13 protein-coding genes are annotated in these 17,319 nt (G+C 44.1%); 6 read left to right on the plus strand and 7 right to left on the minus strand.

The window, feature by feature from the left end; genetic code table 11:
- Positions 1-23: 23 nt before the first annotated feature.
- Positions 24-890 carry a glycerol kinase gene (locus OH455_RS06555; RefSeq protein ID WP_269980796.1) on the minus strand — a complete coding sequence of 289 codons (867 nt, stop codon included), beginning with the start codon at positions 888-890 and terminating at the stop codon, positions 24-26.
- Positions 891-999: 109 nt separating this feature from the next.
- On the minus strand, positions 1,000-2,949 hold the full coding sequence (glgX, locus tag OH455_RS06560) for a glycogen debranching protein GlgX (protein WP_269980797.1): 1,950 nt from the start codon (positions 2,947-2,949) through the stop codon (positions 1,000-1,002).
- Positions 2,950-3,401: 452 nt separating this feature from the next.
- On the opposite strand from glgX, the gene lamB reads away from it, so the two are divergent.
- On the plus strand, positions 3,402-4,631 hold the full coding sequence (gene lamB / locus OH455_RS06565; protein ID WP_269980798.1) for a maltoporin LamB: 1,230 nt from the start codon (positions 3,402-3,404) through the stop codon (positions 4,629-4,631).
- A gap of 115 nt (positions 4,632-4,746) precedes the next feature.
- A complete protein-coding gene (locus tag OH455_RS06570) occupies positions 4,747-5,586 on the plus strand; it encodes a MalM family protein (RefSeq protein ID WP_269980799.1) in 840 nt (279 codons plus the stop codon).
- A gap of 64 nt (positions 5,587-5,650) precedes the next feature.
- Here the strand turns inward: OH455_RS06570 and OH455_RS06575 are convergent, their stop codons facing one another.
- A complete protein-coding gene (locus OH455_RS06575; RefSeq protein WP_269980800.1) occupies positions 5,651-7,270 on the minus strand; it encodes a methyl-accepting chemotaxis protein in 1,620 nt (539 codons plus the stop codon).
- A gap of 372 nt (positions 7,271-7,642) precedes the next feature.
- On the opposite strand from OH455_RS06575, the gene OH455_RS06580 reads away from it, so the two are divergent.
- Positions 7,643-9,553, plus strand: coding sequence for a methyl-accepting chemotaxis protein (locus OH455_RS06580; RefSeq protein ID WP_269980801.1), 1,911 nt, complete (start codon positions 7,643-7,645; stop codon positions 9,551-9,553).
- A 194-nt stretch (positions 9,554-9,747) separates the two neighbouring features.
- On the opposite strand, the gene OH455_RS06585 is transcribed toward OH455_RS06580, so the two are convergent.
- Both OH455_RS06585 and OH455_RS06590 read right to left on the minus strand, forming a co-directional pair.
- Positions 9,748-11,340, minus strand: coding sequence for a bacteriohemerythrin (locus OH455_RS06585; RefSeq protein ID WP_269980802.1), 1,593 nt, complete (start codon positions 11,338-11,340; stop codon positions 9,748-9,750).
- A 139-nt stretch (positions 11,341-11,479) separates the two neighbouring features.
- Complete coding sequence (locus OH455_RS06590; protein ID WP_269980803.1) at positions 11,480-12,691, minus strand: MFS transporter; 1,212 nt, start codon at positions 12,689-12,691, stop codon at positions 11,480-11,482.
- 113 nt (positions 12,692-12,804) lie between these two features.
- Here OH455_RS06590 and soxR point away from each other — a divergent pair, with 113 nt between their 5' ends.
- Positions 12,805-13,269: a redox-sensitive transcriptional activator SoxR gene (soxR, locus tag OH455_RS06595; protein WP_045977204.1), complete on the plus strand. Its 465-nt coding sequence runs from the start codon at positions 12,805-12,807 to the stop codon at positions 13,267-13,269.
- Here soxR and OH455_RS06600 read toward each other — a convergent pair.
- On the minus strand, positions 13,243-14,121 hold the full coding sequence (locus OH455_RS06600; protein WP_269980804.1) for an AEC family transporter: 879 nt from the start codon (positions 14,119-14,121) through the stop codon (positions 13,243-13,245). The genes soxR and OH455_RS06600 overlap by 27 nt on opposite strands.
- A 358-nt stretch (positions 14,122-14,479) precedes the next feature.
- Complete coding sequence (locus OH455_RS06605; RefSeq protein WP_206370386.1) at positions 14,480-14,785, minus strand: DUF6482 family protein; 306 nt, start codon at positions 14,783-14,785, stop codon at positions 14,480-14,482.
- A gap of 79 nt (positions 14,786-14,864) precedes the next feature.
- Between OH455_RS06605 and OH455_RS06610 the strand changes: the two genes are divergently transcribed.
- The gene (locus tag OH455_RS06610) at positions 14,865-16,328 is read left to right on the plus strand and encodes a cryptochrome/deoxyribodipyrimidine photo-lyase family protein (protein WP_269980805.1); all 1,464 of its coding nucleotides are present in this window, start codon (positions 14,865-14,867) and stop codon (positions 16,326-16,328) included.
- 174 nt (positions 16,329-16,502) lie between these two features.
- Positions 16,503-17,192, plus strand: coding sequence for a flavin reductase family protein (locus OH455_RS06615; protein ID WP_269980806.1), 690 nt, complete (start codon positions 16,503-16,505; stop codon positions 17,190-17,192).
- Positions 17,193-17,319: the final 127 nt, after the last annotated feature.

The following is a 17,319-nucleotide window of genomic DNA, read 5'->3' on the forward strand; positions in this document are numbered from 1 at the left end:
CTCACTCATTTGTGAGGCGTTTTTTAATAGGCAGAAATACCAAACTCTCTTAGTTTCGCTGGTAGCACATCATCAAGATTATCGATGTCTTCAGATGTTACTTCAATTAAGTCAAATTGGTGGTCTTCATATATTTTTTTGATGCTGGCTTTTTCTTTTTCTGGAAAAGCACCATTGTCGCGCCCCCAAAATTGTAGATAAACTTTGCCAGTAGGTAAGTAAAAATCACTCAGCACATCTTCATCAATCGGTAACTGACGGTCATAAGCATGAACAATACCATTCATATAAAGCCAGTTGTCGATCTTTAACTCGCCTTTGGTGCGTACATAGTGTCCATCGAGAGTTCGGTGTTTAGCTTCGAACTTTTGTCGGAAGCTAGATATCGATTTATCTGTTGAGTGCGCTTCGGCATCCTGACCTGAAAATTCTATGACCGATTGCTTAAGACGCTTATTGCGCACAATTGAGTCATGCCAAACAACAAAATGATTGCCAGTGTCTTTATCTTGTCGCTGATAGCCACCGACTTTGAGGCCATTGAGCGTGACTTCCCAACCATCGTCGATCTTTTGCAACCAACCCAGCTCCTGAAGGAGTTGGTTGATTTTTTTCGCATTGAGGAAGAAACGCTCGCCGATTTGAGTCGCACTCAAAGGCTTACCGCTTGTTGCGGCAGTGTCTATCAGAAGGTTTTCTGGCCAGACGATAAACTGGCCAAACTTTTGATGCTGGACATACTCTCCGCCAAATTTTTCTCCGAGCTCAGTTAAAACCCACGAATCCTCTGAACGATTGATATAACCTGCCAGCTTAAGCTCCTGAAACAACTGCCTAGCGTCAGTTTGGCGTAACTTTGCTATCGCAGTCGTGGAGATTTTTTCAGCCATATGTCCTCTTTAGCAATGCCACCAGTTTAGAGATATTGTTTGAGATAAAACTTATCTAATCAAGCAGATAGTTGCTGTTATGATAGCGACTTATCACAACAGCATAAGATTAGGCCCGCGAATGGAAGATAGCCATTGAACATGGTGCGATGAGGACTTGCTTTTGATCAATAGTTTGATGCAACTTGTGGTTATCAGTATTGCATACCATGATCCACTGCTGATCATTCTCATACGGTAAACTGAAGCGCGCTGGTGCATTGGTTTGGTTGATGCAATAGAACAATTCATCCCCTTTTTGGCCAATACCTAACTGAAGGGCAACTGAACAAAGCTGATTCCAATCATCGTGTTCCATGAAGGTACCGTCAATGCGTCGCCAATGGATGCGATTGTCGTTTCTATTTTCACCACTGAAAGCCCGAATAAAAGGGGCCATGTAGGTTTGTCGTGCCAGAACCATGTTTGCCAACCAAGATTTGAACTCATCTTTTTTTAGAGAAGGCTGCCAATTTAACCAACTTAACTCATTGTCTTGACAATAGGCATTGTTGTTGCCTTTCTGGCTATGAGAGAGCACGTCAGCGGTCAGTATATGCGGAATACCAAAAGCGAATAGAAGGCTAGCCATAAAGTTACGCTTTTGTTTTTCGCGTTTGTCTATGATAGTTGGGTTTTCAGTATCACCTTCCACACCATAGTTATCGGAGCGATTGTCTCCGTGACCATCTCGGTTTTGTTCGCCGTTTGCTTCATTGTGTTTCTGACGGTAGGAGACCAGATCCTGCATTGAGAAACCATCATGATAGGTAATGTAGTTAACGGTCAGTTTATAAGGCCAGTTAGCTGCACTGTATAAGTCACGAGACCCCATCAGACGGGTAGCAAATTCTTTTAGATAGCCTTGGTCGCCGCGCCAGAAACTGCGGGTTATATCTCGTAATCTGTCGTTGCACTCGTTCCAACCGAAAGGAAAGTTACCGACCTGATAGCCGTTGGGCCCTATATCCCATGGTTCGGCAATAAGCTTGACCTCTTTGAGAACGGGATCTTGTGCAACCGCTTTGAAGAACCCTGAGTTTGTATTGAAGTTTTCACCCTCACGACCCAAGGTAGCAGCAAGATCAAAACGGAACCCATCAATCTGATATTCTTCTACCCAATACCTCAAAGTATCCATTACTAGATTGAGCGTCGGTTGGTATGATAAGTCAAGGGTGTTCCCGCAACCCGTAAAATTCGCAAAATGTTCGCCGTGCTTAAAGTAGTAACGATCATCCAAGGCTTTTAAGTTAAACACTGGGCCTCTTTCATCGCCTTCTGCCGTATGGTTGTAAACCACATCAAGAATGACTTCGATACCGTGACGGTGTAGTTCTCTAATTGCTGTTTTTAGCTCGAACACCGCGTCCTGGTCTGCATAGCGAGGATCAGGAGCCATAAAAACATAAGGGTTGTAGCCCCAATAGTTTACTTTATCCATCTCAAGGAGGTGCGGTTCATGCATACAGGCTGCAATTGGTAGCAACTGTAAAGTATTGATGTTCTGTTGTTTATAGAACTTGAGCATGGCTTCACTGACCAACCCTAGGTATCGCCCTTGATGCTCTGGATGTACGTCTGGATTGAGCTTGGTGACACCTTTGACATGGGTTTCAAACAGTACCATTTCTTCGCGAGGGCGGTGTGGTTTGGCCACGTCTTGCCAATCGAACTTGTCATCTGTGACGATGCTTTTAGCTAACTCAAAACTTTTTGCCGAATTAAAGGGAATAGAATAAAAAAGGGGCCTATCTAACGACTTGGCATATGGATCGGAAATCAATCGTTGATTTTCTTTGTCATCAACAATAAATCCATATTTCTGACCTGCTTTGATACCAGAAACAAAAGTGTGTTTTATACCCGCATATTCGTGTGTTAACGGATAGGTTTGGTAATTATTGCTTTCATCAAAAAGCGCAAGTAACAGTGTTTTATTCTTAGGCGCGTGAATCGCGAAGTTACAGCCTTCGTGATTCAACGTGGCACCCAGTGGATAGGGGCGAGAACAAGGCATCGTCAATATTTGATATTAGTTTGTAATTTAGTAACTACAAGTAAGTAAATAGCTTTGTTGCAGAGACGTCAAGAACCTTATGTATAAATTAAAAATGTAATTTTTTTTCAGTTCGGTGGCGTTTTTTTGTGTAAAAGGTGAACTATGTTGTGTTTTGTGAGGTGATGATAAAAGAATCTAATACCTCCTCCCCCTTATATTTGTGACATAAGCCTAATGTACGTTGTTCGGTTATTTTTCTACTCCCTTCTCATCCCCCCAAAATAAGTGTTAGGCGGAGGAAGTCATCCTTGAGTCTTATCGGTAATCTTGTCAGCAGTTGAAACAAAAGAGGGTTAGGTAATAGAGCTTAGCCCATCTTACCTCTCTTTTTTGATGGGTTCTGTTGCTGCCTTTTCAGAGCGAATCAACGAGCGAGTTAAAAGAATAATAATCCCTAAATGGAGTTAAAAATGAAAAAAGTAAGTTTAATTGCTGCCGCAGTGGCGACAACATTAGCAGCTGGTTCTGCTTTTGCGGTCGATTTCAATGGTTATTTTCGTGCTGGTACTGGCATCAGTGACAATACGGGCGGTGATGTCTCTGTAAGCAAAAACGGTATTGGTCGTCTAGGTAACGAAAACGACAACTACTACGAGTTCGGTTTTGCAGAAGAGCTGAAAACAGGTGAGCAAACTTGGCGCGTTGAGTCAATGTTAGCGAAAGGTGATGATGATGGTAAATCAGGCTGGGAAGCTGGAGATATAAACGTCGCCCAGTTCGCTGTGAAAGCAAAAGGCCTTATTGCATCAGATAAAGAAGCAACCATGTGGGCGGGTAAAACGTACTACCAACGTAAAGATATCCACATCACAGACTTCTACTTCCTAAACACGTCTGGTACTGGTGGTGGTATTGAGAACCTTTCAGTAGGTAACCAAAAGCTTTCTGTTGCGATTCTTCAAGATGGTGAAGTGACAACAAACGATGTAAAACAGTCTGCTGGTTACATTCTAGATACACGTCTTGCAAATATTGGCCTTTGGGAAGATGCATCTCTTGAACTAGCACTAGCTTACAACTTTTCTACAGAAACAGCTGACGGTACTGAAGCGGCGGATGACGGTCTACTAGCGTCTGCGATCATCCATCAAGGTATGTCTAACGGCTTTAACCAAACAGTACTTCAATACGGCACCAATGGTTATGGTCTTCAAGCGGCTAACTTCTGGGGATCTGGTGCATATTACAAGCGTGGTAATGATTCACAGAATGACGCATCTGGTTATCGTTTGATCAACTGGGGTGTAATGAACCTTGGTGAAAACTGGGAAATGGGCCACCAGTTAGCTTACCTAGCAGGTAGTGACATCGGTAACGATGCCACCTCTTCTAAGTTTGACATTGACCAGTACTCGGTAGTTGTTCGCCCTATGTATAAGTGGAACGACACAATGCGTACTATCTTTGAGGCGGGTGTAAACTCAGGTGAGAAGATCAACTCTGCAGGTACTGCGACTGAAGATTTCGGTAATACTAAACTGACTGTGGCTCAAGGTTGGGCGATGGGTGACAGCTTCTGGGCACGTCCAGAACTGCGTGTCTACGGTTCTTACATCACTGATACTGAAAACGATAACGCATTTGGTACTGGCGAAGACTCTGAATACGTTGTTGGTGTTCAGGTAGAAGCTTGGTGGTAACAGACAAATGACTGTCCTAATTGTCTAAGTCCGATTATGATAGCCGACAATTGTCGGCTATTTTTTTAAACACTTTTCCCCTAAGTATTTAAAAAAATAAAATAAGGAAAACCCTATGTATTTTCGTGCCCTCGTTCTTAGTGGCTGCGTTGCGCTAGCAGGCTGCCAATCCCCGGAAATCATCCAGCAAGTGCAAACGGCTCAAGCTGAGCAAGTAGAGTCTATCTCTGCGTTGCAAGCAGTGACAATGAAGCTACCTAGTAGCACTATTATTGAAATCACCCCGCAGTCTCAAGCGCTGAAATATCAGAACATCAATAGTCATGTTGCTATGTTTGAGCTACCCGCAGATCGCGGTGAGTACTCAATTACCATCACCAGTATGATTGAAGACACGGCATTTGTGCCTAGAGCGATAATTGTTGATAAGAACGGTCGTGAGCTAGAGAGCTATGGAAGCGACAAATTTGAGTATACCAAGCCGCGCTTAAATCTTGGTAACCGTTTAGTTGCAGAGGTTGATTTCTTCCCCCCAACTCATACTGAGTCTGTTTATCTGATTGTTTACACCGATAAAAGTGACTTGGGCAAAGCTACCATGGTTGCACATCCTGCAAGATTAGATGCGGAGGGGCGTGGCAACTATCTACCGGAAGTTAAAGACATTGCGATTCCAAATTCTGAGTATGGCAAAGTTGAAGTCTCAATTGATCGATTAGGTTTCTTCAAGCAATTGGGGTCTTCAAGCTCAGCAGAAACTAACACCAAACCAGTGATGGCCAAGAGTGTTGAAGTTGTACAGCCTGAAACTCAAAAATACTACCATCGGGCGATCTCCGCTGCAGTTGAGTCGAATGATTTAAACAAGGCAATCAGTCTATTGGAAGAGGCGAAGGCACTGAATGTTGAAGGTGCACAGGAAATCTTCGTAAAAGCAGTGAACGCTAAAAAGTAAGAAATAGCTAACAATAAAAAGCCGCTGCCACATTCATTTAGCAGCGGCTTTTTTGTTGATAGGGTTAAACCTTAAAATATCTGAGTTGCCCCGTTAATTGCTCGGCGGTATTGGCCATCAACTGGCTATCTTCAGCGAGTGATTGGGATGCTTGCAAAACCTCATTGGCTGCCATGTGGATACCTGAAACATTTTCGTTCATTTCTGTTGCCACTGTACTTTGTTGTTCTGAAGCGGCTGCGATTTGAGCGACCATATCATTCGCGTTTTGCATTTCATTGACGATCGCATCCAACTGCTCACGGGTTTTCTTAGATGCAGAGACACTTTCGTCGACTCTTTCATTGCTGCTTTGCATGGCAGAGAAGGTTTTGTCTGCTTGTTCAATCAGTTTTTCAATCGTCAGCTGAACTTCATTGGTGGAGTTCTGTGTGCGACTTGCTAGATTTCGTACTTCATCGGCGACCACCGCAAAACCGCGCCCTTGTTCTCCTGCCCGGGCTGCTTCAATAGCTGCATTTAAGGCGAGTAAATTGGTTTGCTCAGAAACATCTCGAATCACGCTCACCACGTTACTGATGTCATTGACGCCAGTTTGGAGTTCCGTTACCAAATCGTGAGCCGTTGAAATATTTCGAGAAACCTCTGCAATCGTGTTTGACGTCGTTTTCATTGTTTGATCATTGCGATGAGCATGATCGACGACTTTGTTTGTACTCACAGAAGTATTTTCAGCGTTAGTTGCAACATCATTGATGGTGGCACTCATTTCTGTCATTGCGGTAGAAAGAAGCTCTAATTGGGTATGCTGCGAATTGACGCTGGTTGCGGCCTCTTCGCTGGCTTGGGCGATATTGCATGCCATTGCACTGGATTGTTCCGCAGACTGATGCGCAGTGCGCAGAGTGTCCTGAAGTTTGCTAAGCATCTTGTCGATCTGTTGGCTCATTTCTCCTAGCTCATCTTTTCTCGACATATTCATGCGTACTCTAAGATCCCCATCAGCAATCTTATGAGTGTTGTCGATCAACCGGTGTAAGGGGGTGATGATGTTGTTTGAAATTGTGTAACCCATGGCGAGTAGGATGGCTGACAAAATAGAAGCAACAAACGCCTCTTGTATGGCAAGATCATAAAAAGCTTCTTGAATGTCAGCGACGAGAAGACCGGAGCCAATAATCCAACCCCATTCCGGGAAGAGTTGAACGTAGGAAATCTTATCTTCAAGTTCCCCTTGTGGACTCTTCCACTGATAGTCAAGGAAGCCTTTTTGTGCGCTGGTCTGAGAAATAGCGACCATTTCGCGCCAGTGAAATTTACCCGCACCATCTTGAAAGCCTTCGGCATTTTGTCCATTGAGCATGGGCTTAATAGGATGCATGACAACCTGCATTTCCTGATTAAGAATCCAAAAATAATTAGCCTCGTCATAGCGAAGTGCTTGAATGGCGCTTAACGCTTGCTGCTTCGCTACTTCTTCCCCTAAAGTCTGCCTCTGATCGTAGTAGTGCCGGACCAGAGTCACGGTAGATTCCACTTGTGCACTGAGCTTGTCCTCTCGTTCACTCATGGAGCTATTCCGTTGCTGGATCAAATTATAGATACAGGCCATAGCAATAAAAATTATTGCCAAGGTAACTATGGTCGCCAGTTTATATTTGACGTTGAGGTCGCTGAGTTTCATCGTTAAGCCATTCTTATAGTTTGTGTTTTGATTTTGAAGGTGAGTAGAAAGGCTATTCAATGTTTAGGTGTTGAAAATTGATATCTGTCATGAATGCTTTGTATTCATTTTGTTACATGATTATAGGGTGCGCTTGTTCAAATTGAGAGGCTAGGTGTTGGTTTTGTTTGATGTGCTGGTTCAAATATTTGGATGTATTGCTATCTTGAATACCTTCAAACTGTTTCAATTAGGTGCCAAATTTGGTGTTTGGTCATATTCCTACCACAATCTATTAATAAACTTGTTTATTAATTCGCGTATATGCCCCGATGGAATGGTGTATCGCAAGGTTATGAATAGTCAAATTAATATGCATAGGGACGAAAAGAGATGAGAAACCTGGGTTTTAAAAAATTATTGCTCATTTCCATTATTGCGCTGGTGGTCTTATCGGTGTCTGTTTCTAGTTACGTAGCTTATGTGAAGCAGGAAGAGACACTGGTCGACTTAATTACCGCTTCTAACCAGAGCTATGTTAAGGGACAAGCCCAAAAGATTGAAGGCCAACTGGGAGAAAAAGTGGGTGGTTTAGAGAAGTTAGGAAAGCACTTTGATAATAAGGAAATTACAGGGACACCTGATGATTTTATTGAACTCACTCATGTTATCGCCAATGCAACTAACTTAGGTAGTTCCGTGGTAGCGTTTACTAACGGCGATGCATATTGGAACCAAGAAGCAAGCACTTGGCCCAACCACAAGTTTAACGGAGATGTGACTACCCGAGGCTGGTATCAGGCAGGGCGACAAAGCTCAACGACATCAATGACGGAACCTTATCAAGGAAGCGAAGGTGGTGAATACTGGGTATCAATTGTACGTAAGACCTTGAGTGGTATGATTTCCGTTGACATGCAACTCGGCTTTTTGAACGAAATTGCTAAAAGTGCGAATAACATTCCCGGTGCCGTAGCGGTAATATTGAATAGTGATACCACGATTTTGGCTTCTTCGATGGACAATGTTGAGGCGGGCAACAAAACCGACAAGTATTCATGGCTAAATACCGTAGCCCAAAAAACCATCGGTCAACAGGCTGTCGTTTATGACGGCTACCAAGGTGATGATGAAAAACTGTTCTTTTCCCATGAAATCAATATTGCGGGTAAGAAATGGTACTTTGTCGTAGGTTTGGACAAAGATATTGCTTTTGCCGACCTAGCTTCTGCTAAGCAAGCTGCCATCCTGACCGCGGTGATAGCAACCCTCATCAGTATTATTGTTGCTTTGTTTGTCATGCAAGTACTCTATCGTCCAATCTTAGTGCTTAAAGAGACCATTGCAGGCCTGAGTGAAGGAAATGGGGATTTGACGCAACGTATTACGGTCACCACCAACGATGATTTAGGTCAGATTTCTGAAGGTGTGAACAAGTTCATTGCCAGCTTACAGACAATGATGCTGGAAATCAGTCAAGCAACCAGTCAGCTTAATGGAAGCGTTGATCGTATGCGAGATCAGAGTCAACGCAACTCGTCTATTCTTCAAAGCCATGTTCAGGAAACGGAACAGGTGGTGACCGCGATAGAAGAAATGAACTCTACTGCTGAAGCGATGGCAACAGATGCGGCCAATACCGCGCAGCTGACGCACAAAGCCAACGAAGCGGGCTCTGCTTCAAAAGTGACCGTCACTCAGGCGCAAAGTAATGTTCAGGAGTTAGTGGATGATGTGAGCGTTGCCTCTGAAAATGTCAATAAGATGGCTGCAGAGACGGATGGTATTAACACGATTTTGGGTGTTATTGGTGACATCGCTGAGCAAACCAACTTACTGGCTCTGAATGCTGCTATTGAGGCGGCTCGCGCAGGCGAACAGGGCCGAGGTTTTGCTGTAGTTGCCGATGAGGTTCGTAAACTGGCAAGTCGCACAAAGGATAGTACGGAAGAGATTGAATCGGCGTTGGCAAGCTTGCAGCGAGGCAGTCAGTCGGTGGTGGATTCAATGGACTCGACTAAAGACAAATGTGGGCAGACGGCAGAAGGAGCGGGTGAAGTGGCTCAAAGTCTCGATGTGATGACGGATTTTGTCACTGAAATTAATGACTTGAGTACGCAAATCGCTACAGCGGCGGAAGAGCAAAGCAGTGTAACCCAAGAGCTGAGTCGTAATATGAGTGCGATTAACGATATTGTCGGCGAGCTAGATAGTAACGGCCAGCAGGCGCTCGAAGACGCGCATAGTATTGCGGACATTAACACCCATTTAGCTAGCATCGTGAGTCGATTCAAGCTGTCGTGATTTAAGAGCATCCAATGAAGAGCCTTGCTTATAGCAGGGCTTTTTTGTTTCTATCTAGAGCCCACAGAGACACTGCCAATTTGGGGCGCTATGTTTGTTTGCCATGATTGAATAAAAAGGCGGCAGCCCCTCTATTGGCTTGCGATCTAGGAAGACGATGTACCTCTAGCTCGCTTGAAGATGGCAAAAACGACTCAGCTTAAACCGTTCTGTTTGAAAACATCTGTGTAAGCTTTATCTTCTCGCATAATGTGCTGACTTAACCAGTTTTTAAGGAAGCTCATTAGCTCTTCACCTATGTCTTCTCCACGTTCAACCCGTTTTTGAAACGCCAATACCTCGTCGACCAACTGAGCATGTTTAGCAATATGTTCCTGTGTCTGCCCATAGCCAATCTGAGCGAACAGGGTTTCTTCATATTTAAAATGATTCGCTGTGTAATCGATTAAGCCTTGTACTACTCGTTTGACTGAAGAAAGGCCATAGTTATGTTTGAGTAAGTAATATAATTCATTAACCAAATGCAACAAAGTTTGGTGTTGGCGGTTAATCTCATCCAGACCGATATCCAGCTGTTCATTCCACTCCATCAGCTTGTCACGTTTTGATTCTTCCTGCTGAATCTGAGTTGGGTTGGTTGCGAATCGGTGAAGCAACGAATCAATTTCTCCCGACAGGTTTCGTACTGTGATACTGGCGCGCAGTGTTTCACGTGTTGACTGAACATTGTTGTCAGATTCCTGTGTTATTTGTTGTAAGCAATTGTCAAGATCGTGAGTTTGACTCAATTGCGCTTCTGAGGAACGAGCGATCTGCTGTCCATAAGAGCGGACTTCTTCAATTTGTAGATTTAGTGCCTTAAATGACTGTTCAGCGGTTGACGCTAAGGCCAACGATTTATCCATACTGATTTTATTTTCTTTCATCGTTTCCAAAACGTCATCGGTTTTGGTTTGTAGGTTGTTGATCTTATCTCGGATCTCTTCCGTCGCTTCCTGAGTTCGCATTGCCAGAGTGCGAACTTCATCAGCAACGACCGCGAAGCCTCGCCCTTGTTCACCAGCACGGGCACTTTCAATGGCTGCATTCAGTGCCAGCAAATTGGTTTGGTCGGCGATGCTGCTGATGGTTTCCATTACTTGGCTAATTTGAGAGGTTTCTGCCATCAGAGATTGGAAATGTTCATTGGAATTATCGATATGTTGGTTGGCACTATTGAGAGCTTCTTCTAGTGCTACCATATCACGCGAGCCCTGATCCGCTTTGTGTTTGGCTTCGTTTGCTAATCTAGAGGTGGATTCGCAATGTTCAGAGACTTGCTGAGTGATATCTGACAGCTGATTAATGATAGCCTTAGCGCTGTCGACATCTTGTTTTTGGCCAATGGCACCCGCTTGCGATACTTCGGAATCTTTTTGCACGGTATCTGCGACGTCCAGTAGCCTTGCTGTGGACTTACCAAGGGTATGCACGGTGCGCGAGATATCTTCACCGATGCGATTGACTGTGCGGGACAATGATCGCGCTTCTGGATCTTGGAGTGGGATACGAACGGTGAGATCCCCCTCAGACAGCTGTTTGGCCGCCTTTCGTACTTGGTTTAGCGTCTGACTTAAGGCATAAAACATAGCCAACATTAGGCAATGGTACAGTACCAGAGCGAATATTCCGAACCACGCTTGTGCGAGCATCAAATAGAGGGCTGCTGGCAAAACCAAAATGGATAACACGACGATCCACTGGATGGGATTGAACTGACTGAATTTTTCGGCAAGAGTGTCAAACATGCACCAACTCCTTGGTGGAATATCTAAAGTACTACCTAATAAATTTAGGTCAAAGATTCAGATATCCCTACCCAGTCGGTGCGTATTTTCTGGTTTTCTGTCGATCCAGCCCTAATTTATCGAGCTACATTATGGTGTTTTAGTTCTGAATAACGACCTCTGGCTCAATATCATTGTGTTTGTTGAGCTTATGCATCGTTAACGCTGCGCCTATCATAATGACTGCCGCCAGTATGAAGCCATATTGAGTAAGCTTATAATGGCTCAATAAAGCGATTATTGTATAGCTGACGCTCTGCGCCATGGTTGCAAACATCTGCAATCCACCATCAGCTCGACCTCTCTGGTCAACCCTAATGGTAAGGTGCATCCAATTGGTTCGAGCAATGCGATTGAGAGCGTTAAATGAACCGAAAAACAGCGTGAATATCAATAAGTATGCTGGGTGATTAGAGAAGCTCATGCCAATCAGCATTGTGGACGCTATGGTCATTGAGTACAGCATGGTGGACTGGTGAGATGCCAGATTGAGTAATTTGGTGACAAACAAACCTGTCACTAAAGACCCTAAGCCAAAGGCGATATTGTAGCCTGCATACCAGTCTCCCGAGATCCCGACTTCAGAAAACCAGATCGGCACCAGCTTGCTTAAGAAGGTCAGAATCGGATAACTCAAGGCTGAGAGTAATAAGAATGCGTAAAAGCGAGGCTGAGCGGTTAATATATCCTTACTCTCTCTCATTTGGCCAATAAAGGAGGTGGTTTTGCTCTGACGTAACTTGTGACGATATGGAGTCACTAGATAGCTTAACGTTGACAAGCCAGACGCTACTGCAGCAAACGCTGCAAATTCAAGCATTCCCCAGATTTGCAGTAAAACAATACCTAACGCGCCAGCCCCCAAAGTCGTACCCTGTAGAATGATTTCCTGCTTGCCCGAAATTGCCGCGTACTCATGCGGATCATAGTTTTCCTGCGTAAAAGCGTTGTTTGTAGTCCAAGCAAGGTTGCTTGAAACCCAGAAGAGTAATTGCGCAGCAGCGAGTAGCCAGTTTGAGTCCAATCCCAGGCCATAGGCCGACATGACGATAGCAGCAGTAGAGGATTGCAATATTTGCACTATTACCAGAATCGACTTTCTTGAATACCTGTCGATAAGAGTGGAAAACAAAGGTGTAAGAAAAAAGGAAATCGCTGTACAAGCTAAGGCAACCATAGCCACAAAAGGGCCCATGCCTGGCGTTTCCAGCATGACCCAAGGTAAAGCCATCATAAATAAACCGGAAGAAATTCCATCAAAGAAACGGCCACTTAAGTAGGGCATAGTTCTATTTTTCATAATCAATTGCATTGTTATTTTCCACTTCAAGCCAACTTAGTGTTAATCTAAAACCTCAAGTTAACTTAAGGTAAAGCGTTTTTGTGTTTATTTAACTGAGATAGCCAGAGAGGAAGGAGAATTATATGGAAATGACGGTTGGGGAGGTTGCAAAGCGTGCTGGGGTAAAAGTCTCTGCGCTGCACTTTTACGAGAACAAGGGGCTTATCTTCAGTTGGCGAAATCAAGGCAATCAACGTCGCTATCACCGCAGTGTGTTACGCCGAATCGCTGTAATCAAAGCCGCGCAGGAAGTCGGACTAACATTGGAAGAGATTGCCCGCTCTCTGTCTCACTTACCTAAACATCAAGCACCTAATCGTCAACAATGGGAGCGGATGGCCTCAGGGTGGCATGACTTGCTGGATCATCGAATTCAACAGCTCAAAGCATTGCAGGATGACCTCGGAGGCTGCATCGGTTGTGGCTGTTTATCGATGGAATCTTGTGCCATTTACAACCCACAGGACGTTCGTGCTGAAACATTCAAAGGGAAAACAATGCTCACTAATCCCGAAGAATGGTCAATTGAGGGACAGAGCGAAAGTTAATAGTAGTGGTAAGGTTAGAATACTGAAGAAGTTGCCAAACAGTACCATGGATGCCACACGATTCGGCTCGATGTTAAATCGTTCTGCAAACATATAATTCATGACGGCGGGCGGGAGCATAGCAAACAGCACCATCATTTGTAACTGCATGGGTGGCAGAGGGATAAAGGTATAAATTATCCAGAAAGCGGCCGCACCCGTTGCCAGAGACTGAATAGTGCAGAAAATCCCCACTCTAAGCCCGCTCAATCGCATATTACACATCTGTGCACCCAGTGAGAGTAGCATTACTGGTACTGCCGCTTGGCCGAGCAACGCCGTCGCTTCATAAAGTGGTTCCCACACACCGAGCCCACTTAGGTTAAGCACCATGGCGGTAAATGCAGCGAGGAAGACTGGCATACGAATGACTTGCTTAAAAGGGTTTCCTTCACTTAGCAGCGCGAGTCCGAGACTCACGTGGATACAGGCTGAAACAATGAACAATAGCACTGCGGATGCCAAAGCTGTATCACCAAAGGTATAAGTAAATAGTGGAATCGCCAGATTACCACTGTTACGAAACATGTGAGGGGGAGCCCATGCTTTATAACGCAGGCCTGCAAGTTTACAGGTGGGGATCATTAAAACCCCCGGCAAGAGTACCGCGATCAATGAGGCGCTCAGCAGCGGGACTTGTGCGGTGTCCAACGGCATTGAAACTAATGACGAAAACACTAATGCTGGTGTAAACGCATCCATATTGATGCGATTGATTGGGCGAAAGTCAGGTTTGAGCCAGCGTCCAACAGAAAAACCGACTAAAACCAAGGCGAAGACCGGGAATAGAATCCCTATAACCTGCTCCAACATATTCGTCCTTGAATCCGATTGAGTACTTTTAGCAAAGTACCGGATAAACAGACAATTTAATACGATGAGGTGAAAAAAATGTGTTGGAAGGGGGCCCACGATTCATCAATGGTTTTTTCATCGTCGGTTTAGCCATAGAGTTCCTTATGGATAAACCGACAAAGCCCATGATGAGTGGTTTGCGATGTTCAGGCTTGGTATTAAGTTTTGCTGCTTGCGTGCGAATGAAGTCGTTGATGATGGAAAGTATGCTCGATCTGCGGTAGAAATACGTGACAACAGCGTTGATGGTAACACTGAAGTGATATGGTTACACCGAACTCACGGGATGGTTGCCCCCAGTAATTGTCGACCCTAATCAGTAATATTGATTGTCAACTAATGGCACTTCCAGGGTATTACTGGATTCTTTTGTCGGGCAACCCACCATTTCGTCATAGGCACTGGTGTGTCGCAAGTATTGATGCTTGACATTTAGCTTTGCACATTTCTTCTGCATTTCAACTACTGACAAGGCTCTTAGCATTTGCCCTTGCTCATCCAACACATGAAACTCTTGGCCTTCTATCACGACAGATGCTTGGTAAAGTGATAAGTCGAGTGAATGAATAATCAACCTATCGATAAAGAAAAATTTTTCTAGCTTACTCAGACTCATTTTCATAGTACTTACCCGTCACTACTCAATGTCATTGATATTGTTTTACAGATTGTTCGTATCAAAGAATGATACGAGGAATACTATGAAAAAGATTAACCTAGTCTGGCTCAAACGCGATCTTAGGCTTACCGATCATGCACCGCTTAATGCGGCGCTTCGCTCTGGCACTCCGACGCTTATTTTTTATGTGTTTGAACCCGATTTACTCACCAATGTCCATTATTCAGAAAGACACTGGCGTTTCGTTTGGCAGTCACTTGGGGATCTTGACTCCCACTTAGAGCCTTTCAAAGCCAAGGTGTTGGTAGGAAAATGTGATGTAATAAGCTTTCTTGACACCCTTTCTGAGCAGTTTCATATAAACGCTCTCTACTCGCATCAAGAAATTGGATTAGACGTAACCTTTCGACGTGACAGACGGGTAATGCAGTGGTGTAAAGAGCATCAAATTCGCTGGCATGAGTTTGCCAGTGGTGCTGTAATCAGAGGCTGTAAAAAAAGAATAAATTGGGATAAGCATTGGCATAGTGTGATGCGAGCTCCGCTGCAAACGGTTGAGTTGACTTCCGACGTTCTTGTGCCCAACCTCAACGACAACTTTGGCATTTCTTTTACACCGCCTAGAGCATGGCTAACTAAGGTGCCAGGTATTCAGACAGGGGGAGCAAAGGTGGGCTGGGCAACATTAGATGACTTTTTTTCTCGGAGAGGTAAGGACTATTACTGTTCTATTTCTAGCCCCACTGCTTCTCGTGAGGCTTGTTCACGTTTGTCTCCTTATTTGGCTTGGGGCAATTTATCATTGCGTGAGGTATACCAATGTCTACTGACCCACTGGAACGACAGAGGAATGAGAAGAAGTTTAATTGCATTGTCTTCTAGGCTGCATTGGCATTGCCACTTTATCCAAAAATTCGAGTCAGAGCATCAGATGGAATTCAGGTGTATCAATCGTGGCTATGAGTCACTAATTAGACACTCATCAAAGCAAAACAGCATTCATCTACATGCTTGGAAAGAGGGGCAAACGGGCTACCCCCTTGTCGATGCTTGTATGAGATGCCTTGCACATACAGGTTATCTAAACTTTCGGATGAGAGCGATGCTAGTCAGTTTCTTAACCCATCATTTGGCCCAAGATTGGCGAAACGGTGTCGCTCATCTTGCCTGTTTATTTTTGGACTTCGACCCTGGTATTCATTACGCACAATTTCAAATGCAAGCAGGCGTGACAGGCATTAATACAATAAGAATCTATAACCCGACCAAACAAGCGATGGATCATGACCCCGATGGGTTTTTCATTAAAAAATGGGTACCAGAACTTAACAGCGTTCCGACCCCACTGGTTTTTGAACCTTGGAAGATGAGCGCAATGGAAGCACTGATGTATAGTATCGAACCAAACAGCATATACTTAAACCCCATTATTAACCTCGATACAGCCAGTAGAGAAGCGAGAGACAGGCTTTGGTCCTGGAAAAAGAGAAAAGACGTGGCTTTGGAAGCCAAAAGAATCCTCTCCATTCATGTGAGAAGCGATTGATCGAATAATATAAATAAGACGTAAAACAGTTTTAATTTTGTGTAGTTTGGGGAGCACGTCATGTTCAGGCCAACCTTAATAGTAACTGCAATATTGTTTTTACTCTTTTCCTACTTGGCGGCTTAACTATGCACCTGTTAATACTGATGCCAAAAACGGTGTGAATAACGTCCAATGAAAGATAAGAATTTTACCAAAACTCAACTCGAGGCCATGGACGAGCGCAAGAGAGCTAGGTTAATAAACAGTTTGTCGGGATTTAAAAGCGCCAACTTGATTGGCACGCAAGACGGAACTGGTAACAACAACCTCGCCATTGTCAGCTCGGTTGTCCATATTGGTTCCTCTCCCCCTCTGTTGAGCTTCGTAAGTAGACCCAATAGTGTCGACAGGCACACACTTGAAAATGTCAAACAGACTGGCTTTTTCTCTATCAATTCCGTCGAATCAGACATCGCAAGAGCAGCACATCAAACATCTGCTCGCTACTCGAGAGTGCAGTCAGAGTTCGATGAGACGGGCTTGACCCCCTATTTTTCTGAGCAGTTTTTTGCTCCTTACGTGTTGGAAAGTAACTTAAAAACTGGCTTAAAGCTCCGTGAATGTATTGATATCGCTGCTAACAACACCTGTTTGGTTATTGGAGAAGTCGAAGAGATCTTGATATCAGACCAATTTATCCAACCTGACGGATATGTGGATATTGAATCCATGGAAGCGGTGACAATCTCAGGACTGGATAGCTATCATGTAACCCAAAGGTTGTATCGGTTGAGCTATGCAAAGCCTAATATGACTTTGCATCCGCTGACGCTAGAAGGCGATCCCTCTTCTTGGGCAGCATTGAAATCGGAAACAGAATGAACGAACGCTAGGGCTTTATTAATCCTTCTATCAAGATAGGGTTTAAATTATATTCACCTTGTCAACTAATTAATTAATAATTATAACTCAGCTCCCATAAATGACTTTTATGTAAGTTATTAATATG

The sequence above is a fragment of the Vibrio sp. T11.5 genome, assembly GCF_027587155.1.
Lineage (GTDB): Bacteria > Pseudomonadota > Gammaproteobacteria > Enterobacterales > Vibrionaceae > Vibrio > Vibrio neptunius.

Coding starts and splice junctions, on each gene's coding strand:
- OH455_RS06555 (WP_269980796.1), bottom strand. CDS start 890: ATGGCTGAAAAAATCTCCACGACTGCGATAGCAAAGTTACGCCAAACT.
- glgX (WP_269980797.1), bottom strand. CDS start 2,949: ATGCCTTGTTCTCGCCCCTATCCACTGGGTGCCACGTTGAATCACGAA.
- lamB (WP_269980798.1), top strand. CDS start 3,402: ATGAAAAAAGTAAGTTTAATTGCTGCCGCAGTGGCGACAACATTAGCA.
- OH455_RS06570 (WP_269980799.1), top strand. CDS start 4,747: ATGTATTTTCGTGCCCTCGTTCTTAGTGGCTGCGTTGCGCTAGCAGGC.
- OH455_RS06575 (WP_269980800.1), bottom strand. CDS start 7,270: ATGAAACTCAGCGACCTCAACGTCAAATATAAACTGGCGACCATAGTT.
- OH455_RS06580 (WP_269980801.1), top strand. CDS start 7,643: ATGAGAAACCTGGGTTTTAAAAAATTATTGCTCATTTCCATTATTGCG.
- OH455_RS06585 (WP_269980802.1), bottom strand. CDS start 11,340: ATGTTTGACACTCTTGCCGAAAAATTCAGTCAGTTCAATCCCATCCAG.
- OH455_RS06590 (WP_269980803.1), bottom strand. CDS start 12,691: ATGCAATTGATTATGAAAAATAGAACTATGCCCTACTTAAGTGGCCGT.
- soxR (WP_045977204.1), top strand. CDS start 12,805: ATGGAAATGACGGTTGGGGAGGTTGCAAAGCGTGCTGGGGTAAAAGTC.
- OH455_RS06600 (WP_269980804.1), bottom strand. CDS start 14,121: ATGTTGGAGCAGGTTATAGGGATTCTATTCCCGGTCTTCGCCTTGGTT.
- OH455_RS06605 (WP_206370386.1), bottom strand. CDS start 14,785: ATGAAAATGAGTCTGAGTAAGCTAGAAAAATTTTTCTTTATCGATAGG.
- OH455_RS06610 (WP_269980805.1), top strand. CDS start 14,865: ATGAAAAAGATTAACCTAGTCTGGCTCAAACGCGATCTTAGGCTTACC.
- OH455_RS06615 (WP_269980806.1), top strand. CDS start 16,503: ATGAAAGATAAGAATTTTACCAAAACTCAACTCGAGGCCATGGACGAG.